Annotated in this window: 9 protein-coding genes; 2 read left to right on the top strand and 7 right to left on the bottom strand. The window is 66.6% G+C overall.

The features are described from left to right. The first annotated feature begins 185 nt into the window (after positions 1–185). The gene (locus tag Q1L59_RS16580) at positions 186–911 is read left to right on the top strand and encodes an AzlC family ABC transporter permease (protein ID WP_300334389.1); all 726 of its coding nucleotides are present in this window, start codon (positions 186–188) and stop codon (positions 909–911) included. Then, positions 908–1,231, top strand: a complete 324-nt coding sequence (locus Q1L59_RS16575) for an AzlD domain-containing protein (protein ID WP_300334386.1) — start codon at positions 908–910, stop codon at positions 1,229–1,231. The genes Q1L59_RS16580 and Q1L59_RS16575 overlap by 4 nt, the downstream gene beginning before the upstream one ends. Before the next feature lie 17 nt (positions 1,232–1,248). Here the strand turns inward: Q1L59_RS16575 and ccmI are convergent, their stop codons facing one another. Genes ccmI through ccmC form a run of 7 tightly spaced genes read right to left on the bottom strand, consistent with a single transcriptional unit; the run spans position 1,249 to position 7,033 of the window. After that, positions 1,249–2,493 carry a c-type cytochrome biogenesis protein CcmI gene (gene ccmI / locus Q1L59_RS16570; RefSeq protein WP_300334384.1) on the bottom strand — a complete coding sequence of 415 codons (1,245 nt, stop codon included), beginning with the start codon at positions 2,491–2,493 and terminating at the stop codon, positions 1,249–1,251. Further along, positions 2,490–2,975, bottom strand: coding sequence for a cytochrome c-type biogenesis protein (locus tag Q1L59_RS16565; protein WP_300334382.1), 486 nt, complete (start codon positions 2,973–2,975; stop codon positions 2,490–2,492). The genes ccmI and Q1L59_RS16565 overlap by 4 nt, the downstream gene beginning before the upstream one ends. Continuing rightward, complete coding sequence (locus tag Q1L59_RS16560) at positions 2,972–3,556, bottom strand: DsbE family thiol:disulfide interchange protein (protein ID WP_300334379.1); 585 nt, start codon at positions 3,554–3,556, stop codon at positions 2,972–2,974. Before Q1L59_RS16560 ends, Q1L59_RS16565 begins: the two co-directional genes overlap by 4 nt. 11 nt (positions 3,557–3,567) lie before the next feature. Further along, positions 3,568–5,559, bottom strand: a complete 1,992-nt coding sequence (locus Q1L59_RS16555) for a heme lyase CcmF/NrfE family subunit (RefSeq protein ID WP_300334377.1) — start codon at positions 5,557–5,559, stop codon at positions 3,568–3,570. 14 nt (positions 5,560–5,573) lie between these two features. Further along, positions 5,574–6,053: a cytochrome c maturation protein CcmE gene (gene ccmE, locus Q1L59_RS16550; RefSeq protein WP_300334375.1), complete on the bottom strand. Its 480-nt coding sequence runs from the start codon at positions 6,051–6,053 to the stop codon at positions 5,574–5,576. Then, positions 6,050–6,268 carry a heme exporter protein CcmD gene (ccmD, locus tag Q1L59_RS16545; RefSeq protein ID WP_300334373.1) on the bottom strand — a complete coding sequence of 73 codons (219 nt, stop codon included), beginning with the start codon at positions 6,266–6,268 and terminating at the stop codon, positions 6,050–6,052. The genes ccmE and ccmD overlap by 4 nt, the downstream gene beginning before the upstream one ends. A gap of 15 nt (positions 6,269–6,283) precedes the next feature. Continuing rightward, on the bottom strand, positions 6,284–7,033 hold the full coding sequence (ccmC, locus tag Q1L59_RS16540) for a heme ABC transporter permease CcmC (RefSeq protein ID WP_300334371.1): 750 nt from the start codon (positions 7,031–7,033) through the stop codon (positions 6,284–6,286).

Below are 7,033 nucleotides of genomic sequence, written 5' to 3'. Positions count from 1 at the left end.
GCGGCGCTTTGCTGATAGAATCCGCGACTTTTCGCCCCTGGTGCCGCGCCTGGACCTGTCGCTCCAGCCCGCTTTCCCCGCGCTGACCTGCCGGTCGTCGGCTTGCTACGACGCTTGGTCAGCCCGGCGGCTGGCCGACTGACCGATTGGCCGACTGCGACCGGCTGCGCACCGCTGCCAACTTCATGAATCAGCCAGAACATCTCCGCCGGCAGGAACTCCTCGCCGGCGTGCGCGATACGCTGCCGTTGCTGCTCGGCGCGCTGCCGTTCGGGATGATCTACGGCGCGCTTGCCGCGACCTCGGGGCTCTCCTTCGCGGCCGCCGTGGCGATGTCGGCGCTGGTCTTTGCCGGATCTTCGCAATTCATTGCGATTGGCCTGATTGCGGCTCAGACGCCGGTGGCGATCATCGTGCTGACGACGCTGATCGTGAACTTGCGCCACATGCTGTACAGCGCGACGCTGTTGCCGCACCTCCAGCACCTGCCGCAGCGCTGGCGGGTTCCGCTCGCTTTCTGGCTGACCGACGAGACGTTTGCCGTGACCGTGCACCGCTTCCAGAAGGACGACGCTTCGCCCGACAAGCACTGGTACCAGCTTGGGTCGTCGATCGCCATGTATGTCAATTGGCAGTTCTGGTGTTTTCTCGGCCTGCTGCTCGGCCAGCGCATTCCCGATGCGCAGAGTTGGGGGCTCGACGTGGCGATGCCCGTCACCTTCATCGGCATGATCATTCCGTTCGTCAAGACGATGCCCATCGCCGTCTGCGTGCTGGTCGCCGGCGCGGCCTCGTTGCTGACGCTGGCGATTCCCTACAAGCTGGGCATCGTGCTCTCCGCGCTGGCCGGGATCGTCGCCGGCCTGAGCGCGCAGCGCCTGCGTGCCAGCCATCCGGCAGGCGAGCGATGACGGGGAGCGACGAAGTCTGGTTGATCGCCGGCATGGCCGCCGTCACCTTCGGCATTCGCTATCTGCTCTTCGCGGTGGCCGAGCGGATTCGACTGGCGCCGTGGATCATGGAGTCGCTGAAGTTCATCCCGCCGGCGGTGCTGACGGCGATTACGCTGCCCGCGGTTCTGCTGCCGAAAGGCGAGTGGTTCGTGTCGCTGGCCAACCCTTACCTGCTTGCCGCGCTATTGACGCTCGCCGCCGGCGTGCTCACGCGCAATCTGCTGGCGACGATCGCCATCGGTCTGGCGGCGTTTTTCGCCCACCGTCTGCTTTTCTAGCCGGTGGCCGCCAGCGCTCAGGGCTGTACCTGATCGATCAGCAGGCGCAGGTCACGGCTGCCCGGTCTGACGCCGGACAGGGCGCCGAACAGGTCGCCGGGAGACGCCTGCGCCTGACCCGCCTTGACGATCCGCGCTTCGACGTGCAGCGCCTTGAAATCAGACAGTTTGCGCCCGCCGGCGAGGGCCATCGAATCGTCGAAGCTGAAGCGCAACGGCAGATCGGCGACGGTCGCGCGGGTTGCCGCGAGCGGCATGCGCGAACCGTCTTCAGGGCGCGCGAAGACGAAGAGCACGTCCTGCGGAGCGGCCTTGCCAGCGAGTTTTCCGCTCAGCGTCACTTCGCCGCTGATCGCCTTGCTGCGGTCGATCGCCGAACGCGCCGCAGAACCGCCGGCGGCCTGTGCCAGTTCGCGCACTTGTGCGATGGCGCCGGCGAGTGCCTGGCCGTCCGCTGAATCGGCTTCGACCTGCGCCAGCAGGCGCGTCCAGTAGCTGGCGGCGGCGGCGAAGTCATGCCGCTCGCGTGCCGCTGCGCCGGCGAGGAGCAGCGCCTGCGGGGCGTCCGGGTCGAGCTTCAGCGCGCGTTCGAGCAGTTCGCTCGGCTTGCCGCGCAGGCTGCCGCCACTCGCTGCGCTGAGCACTTCGGCGTAGTCGGCGAGCAGGTTGGCGTCGGCATCGACCAGGACAGCCGCCCGCCCATAAGCCTCGGCCGCCTCGGTGTAGCGTTCGAGCACCTTGTACGAGCGCGCCAGCATCAACCACCCGCGCGCGTCGTCCGGGTTCTTCTGCAGCCTTCTCGCCAGATTGTTCACCATCTCGGCGACCTGCTCGGGCGCCGGATTCGCCTGCCGCGCCAGCGGATCGAGCGCGCGCGGATTGCCGAGCACGGCATAACCGGCGGCGGCGGCGAGCGGCAGTACGAGCAGCAGGGCGAGCGCCGTCTTGCGCTCGCTGCCCGCCGGCGCCGAAGCCACGCCCGGCGCTGGTCCGCCCGTATCGGCTAGCGCTTGCGCTGGATCGACTTCGTCGAGCAGGCGGCGCTGCAGTTCCGTTTTCGCCTGCGCGAAATCGGCCTCGCTCAACGTTCCGGCGCTGCGCTCGCGTTCGAGTTCGGCCAGTTGATCACGGAAGATCGCCAGGTTGGCGGCGCTGCGCGCGCCCGCCGGTGGCGCCGCGCGCGGCGCGCACCAGAGCGGCCGAAGGACGATGGCGACGACGGCGACGACCAGGAGTCCGGCGCAGATCAGGAAGGCGGTCATGATTTGCCCTCGCTGGAATCGGTCGTACCGAGCAGCGCCTCGACGCGCCGCTGCTCTTCGGCGCTCAGCGGACGGTCTTCGATCGCCCGGCTGCGTCGTCGCAGATAACGCAGTAGCGCCGCCAGGCCGACCGCGCAGAGCAGCGCCGGACCGAACCAGAGGAGCAGCGTCGTTGCCTTCAGCGGCGGCCGGTAGCGCACAAAATCGCCGTAGCGCTCGACCATGAAGGCCATGATTTCACTGTCGCTCTTGCCATCCTTGATGAGCGCGCGAATTTCCCGCCGCAAGTCGCCGGCCAGTTCGGCGTTCGATCCGGCAAGCGATTCGTTCTGGCAGACGAGGCAGCGCAGTTCGCTGGCGATTGCCACCAGGCGCTTTTCGGTCGCCTCGTCGGCCGCGCGCGGCGCTGCTTCGCCAGCAGAAAGGCGCCCGCCGCCGAGCAGCGCGAGGATCAGCAGGAAGAACACGAGCAGGCGGTTCATCGGGCAAGTTCCGCGAGCAGCGGCTCGATGCGGCTGGCAAGGAGCTCGCGCGACAAGGGGCCGATGTGTTTCAGGCGAATGATTCCGGCCTTGTCGATGACGTAGGTTTCGGGAACGCCATAGACGCCGTAGTCGATTCCGACGCGCCCGTCGATGTCGAGCACTGACAGCGAGTAGGGATCGCCGTGCCTGGCCAGCCAGCCTGCGGCGCGCGCGATGACCATTTTCTTCTCCTCGGCCGGCGTGAGTTTGTCGCTGTCGATTCCGCCGTCGCCGCGCACTTCCTTGTAGTTCAGGCCGACCAGCGGCACCGTCGCGCGCCGCGCCAGGTCGACCAGCACCGGGTGCTCCTGTCGGCAGGACACGCACCACGACGCCCAGACGTTGAGCAGCCAGACCCGGCCGCGCATCTCCTGCGGCGAAAACGATTGCTCGGGCACGTCCAGGCGCGCCAGCGAGAAGGCGGGCGCCGGTTTGCCGACCAGCGGCGAGGGCACTTCGCGTGGGTTCAGGTTGAGCCCGACGGCAAGCAGCGCGACGAGCACGAGAAAGCCGATCAGCGGCCAGAGAAATCGGTTCATCCGCTTTCTTCCTATGCGTTCGCCGCCGGCAAACCACCGGCCACGAGGCGCGTACGCGCCTGGATACGGTAGCGGCGGTCACTTAGGGCAAGCACCCCGCCGAGCGCCATCAGGACGAACCCGCCCCAAATCCAGTCGACGAAAGGTTTGTAATAGACGCGTACGGCCCAGGCGGCGGCCGGATTCGCCTTGTCGATCGGCTCGCCGAGCGAAACGTAGACGTCGCGCAGGAAGCCGGTATCGATCGCCGCTTCGGTCATCGGCATCGCGGAAGCGAGATAGAAGCGCTTTTCCGGCGCCATCTTGCGCAACAGCCGGCCGTCGCGCAACAAGTCGACGTCGCCGACCAGCGCCCGGTAGTTTGGTCCCTGTTCCTGGCGCACACCGTTGAAGCGGAAAACGTAGCCGCCGACCGAAACGGTATCGCCGATGTCCATCTTGACGTCTTTTTCGTCCTGGTAGCCGCCGACCATGGCAACGCCGACGATGAACACGGCGACACCCGCGTGCGCCAGATGCATGGCGAAGAAACTGCGCGGCTGGCGGCCAATGGCCCGGACAAACGACAAGCCGGCGCGCGTCGCCTGCACACGCTCGAAGAAGTTCAAGGCACCGCTGCAGACGATCCACGCCGCGAGCAGCAGACTCAAGGCGACGAGCGGCTTCCACTCGCCGTAGAGGAAAGGCGCCGCGAGGCCGACGACGGCAGCGGCCAGGAAAGCCCAGCGCAGCGTACGCGCCAGTTCGCCCAGACTCGCCTGCTTCCAGCGTGCGAAGGGGGCAACGCCGATCAGGAAGACGGCGGGCAGCATCAGCGGAACGAAGACGGCGTCGAAATACGGCGGGCCGACCGACAGCTTGCCAGCGCCGAGCGCGTCGATCAGCAGCGGGTAAAGCGTACCCAGCAGAACCGAAGCGCAGGCGACGACGAGCAGAACGTTGTTGGTGAGCAGCAGCGACTCGCGCGAGAGCAGCGCAAAGCGCCCGCCGAGGCCGACCTTGGGCGCGCGCCAGGCGAAGAGCGCCAGCGAACTGCCGATCACCGTGCCGAGAAAGAGGAGGATGAAGATGCCGCGCCGCGGATCGGTGGCAAAGGCGTGCACCGAGGTCAGCACCCCCGAGCGGACCAGGAAGGTGCCGAGCAGCGACAGCGAGAAAGCCGAGATCGCCAGCAGCACCGTCCAGTTCTTGAAGCTGCCGCGCTTTTCGGTCACCGCCAGCGAATGGACGAGCGCCGTACCGACCAGCCAGGGCATGAACGACGCGTTCTCGACCGGGTCCCAGAACCACCAGCCGCCCCAGCCGAGTTCGTAATACGCCCACCACGAACCGAGCGCGATGCCCAAGGTCAGGCAAGCCCAGGCAGCGGTCGTCCACGGGCGCGACCAGCGCGCCCAGGCGGCGTCGAGCTGACCCGAGAGCAGCGCAGCGATGGCGAAGGCGAACGCCACCGAGAAACCGACGTAGCCCATGTACAGCATCGGCGGATGGAAAATCAGCCCGGGGTCCTGCAGCAGAGGATTGAGGTCGCGCCCCTCCTCGACCGCCGGCAGGACGCGCTCGAAGGGATTCGAGGTCAACAGGATGAAAAGCAGGAAACCGGCGCTGACCAGGCCGAGCACGCCGAGCACGCGCGCCGCCATGTGCTCGGGCAGTTGTTGCGAGAGCAGGGCGACGGCAAGCATCCAGAGCGCCAGCATGAGCACCCAGAGGAGCAGCGAGCCCTCGTGTCCGCCCCACACCGCGGCCACCCGGTATTGCAGTGGCAGCAGCGTATTCGAGTGTTGCGCCACGTAGATGACTGAAAAGTCATTGTGAACGAAAGCCGTGGTCAGGCAGGCGAAGGCGCCGACGAGCAGCAAGGCGTGCGCCAGCGTCGCCGGGCGAGCGAGCGCAATCCACGCCGGCCGCTGCAGATGCGCGCCGAACAGAGGCAGCGTGCCCTGCACGAGCGCCACGCAAAGGGCAAGGATGAGCGCGAAATTGCCGAGTTCGGGAATCATGAAGGTCGTCCGCCTCAGGGCTTGAGGGTGCGCGCGGCAGCATCGGCAGCCGCCCGATTGGCCGCGGCGCGTTCGTGCGCGTCACCGACCGCCTTGGCCGCTTCCGGCGGCATATAGTTCTCGTCGTGCTTGGCAAGCACTTCGCCGGCAACGAAAACCCCGTCGTCGCCCAATTTGCCCTGCGCGACGACGCCCTTGCCCTCGCGGAAGAGGTCGGGCAGGATGCCCTTGTAGGCAACGGTCATTTCCTTGTCGGTATCGGTGACGACGAAACGCAGCGTGACACCGTCGGCCGAGCGCTGCAGCGAGCCCTCCTTGACCATGCCGCCAATCCGGAAGCTCTTGCCTTTCGGCGCTTCACCGGCAGCCACCTGCGTCGGCGAAAAGAAAAAGACCAGATTGCTCTGGAAGGCATTGAGCACCAGCGTGGCGACCAGGGCGAGAATCACCAGTCCGCCGACGATCAGCGCGAAACGTTTGTGACGAGGTTTCAAGCGGAACTCCCGGATGAAGACGAAGGACTGACGGCCCTGGCCTCACTGTGCTCGGCGCGATACTGGCGGCGCAGACGTTCGACGAGTCTCCTCCGACTGCGCCGGATGAGCATCGGTTCCGCCAGCATGACGCCCGCCATGACCAGCACCGACCCCCAGACGTACAGACCGTGCTTGCCCATGGCGAGGAATTCGGCCAGGCTGTTCCAGTGCATTGTTCCCCTCCTCCCCTACTCCGTATCGCCGAGCAGCGCGCGCACCCATTCGGTATGCCGCTCGCGCTCGAGCATGATCGTGCGCACGCGCATCAAGGCGACCGCGATGCTGTACATCCAGCAGGCCAGCGCGCAGAGCAGCATTCCCCAAAGCATCATCGCCGCCATGCTCGGCGCCCGCGTCAGGCTGACCGAAGCACCCTGATGCAGCGTATTCCACCACTTGACCGAGAAATAGATGATCGGAATGTTGACCACGCCGACCAGGGCAAGAATGGCGCCCGCCTTGTCGGCCCGGCGCGGGTCGTCGATCGCCGCCTGCAGCGCGATGAAGCCGATGTACAGAAAGAGCAGGATCAGTTCCGAAGTCAGGCGCGCGTCCCACACCCACCATGTGCCCCACATCGGCTTGCCCCAGAGCGCACCCGTCCACAGCGAAAGAAAGGCGAAGAGCGCGCCGGTCGGCGCCAACGCCGAGGCCATCATGCCCGACAGACGGGTGTTGAAGGCCAGGCCCAGCGCCGCCCAGAAGGCCATCACGAGATAGATGAACATCGACATCCACGACGCCGGCACGTGCAGGAAGATGATCCGGTAGCCCTCGCCCTGCTGCTCGTCCATCGGCGCGAGCAGAAAACCGATTGTCAGCCCGGCAACGCCAAAGATCGCCGCCAGCAGCCAGAACCACGGGATCATCTTCCCGGCCAGCGGGTAGAAGGTTTGCGGACTGGCATACTTGTACCAGTTGATCGATTGCTTGCTCAT

It is taken from the genome of Accumulibacter sp. (assembly GCF_029255125.1).
In the GTDB taxonomy this organism is placed as follows: domain Bacteria; phylum Pseudomonadota; class Gammaproteobacteria; order Burkholderiales; family Rhodocyclaceae; genus Accumulibacter.
The sequence above is the reverse complement of the archived record's forward strand: the minus strand, read 5'-3'. Positions and strand labels throughout refer to the sequence as shown.

Coding starts and splice junctions, on each gene's coding strand:
- Q1L59_RS16580 (WP_300334389.1), top strand. CDS start 186: ATGAATCAGCCAGAACATCTCCGCCGGCAGGAACTCCTCGCCGGCGTG.
- Q1L59_RS16575 (WP_300334386.1), top strand. CDS start 908: ATGACGGGGAGCGACGAAGTCTGGTTGATCGCCGGCATGGCCGCCGTC.
- ccmI (WP_300334384.1), bottom strand. CDS start 2,493: ATGACCGCCTTCCTGATCTGCGCCGGACTCCTGGTCGTCGCCGTCGTC.
- Q1L59_RS16565 (WP_300334382.1), bottom strand. CDS start 2,975: ATGAACCGCCTGCTCGTGTTCTTCCTGCTGATCCTCGCGCTGCTCGGC.
- Q1L59_RS16560 (WP_300334379.1), bottom strand. CDS start 3,556: ATGAACCGATTTCTCTGGCCGCTGATCGGCTTTCTCGTGCTCGTCGCG.
- Q1L59_RS16555 (WP_300334377.1), bottom strand. CDS start 5,559: ATGATTCCCGAACTCGGCAATTTCGCGCTCATCCTTGCCCTTTGCGTG.
- ccmD (WP_300334373.1), bottom strand. CDS start 6,268: ATGCACTGGAACAGCCTGGCCGAATTCCTCGCCATGGGCAAGCACGGT.
- ccmC (WP_300334371.1), bottom strand. CDS start 7,033: ATGAGCAAGCAATCGATCAACTGGTACAAGTATGCCAGTCCGCAAACC.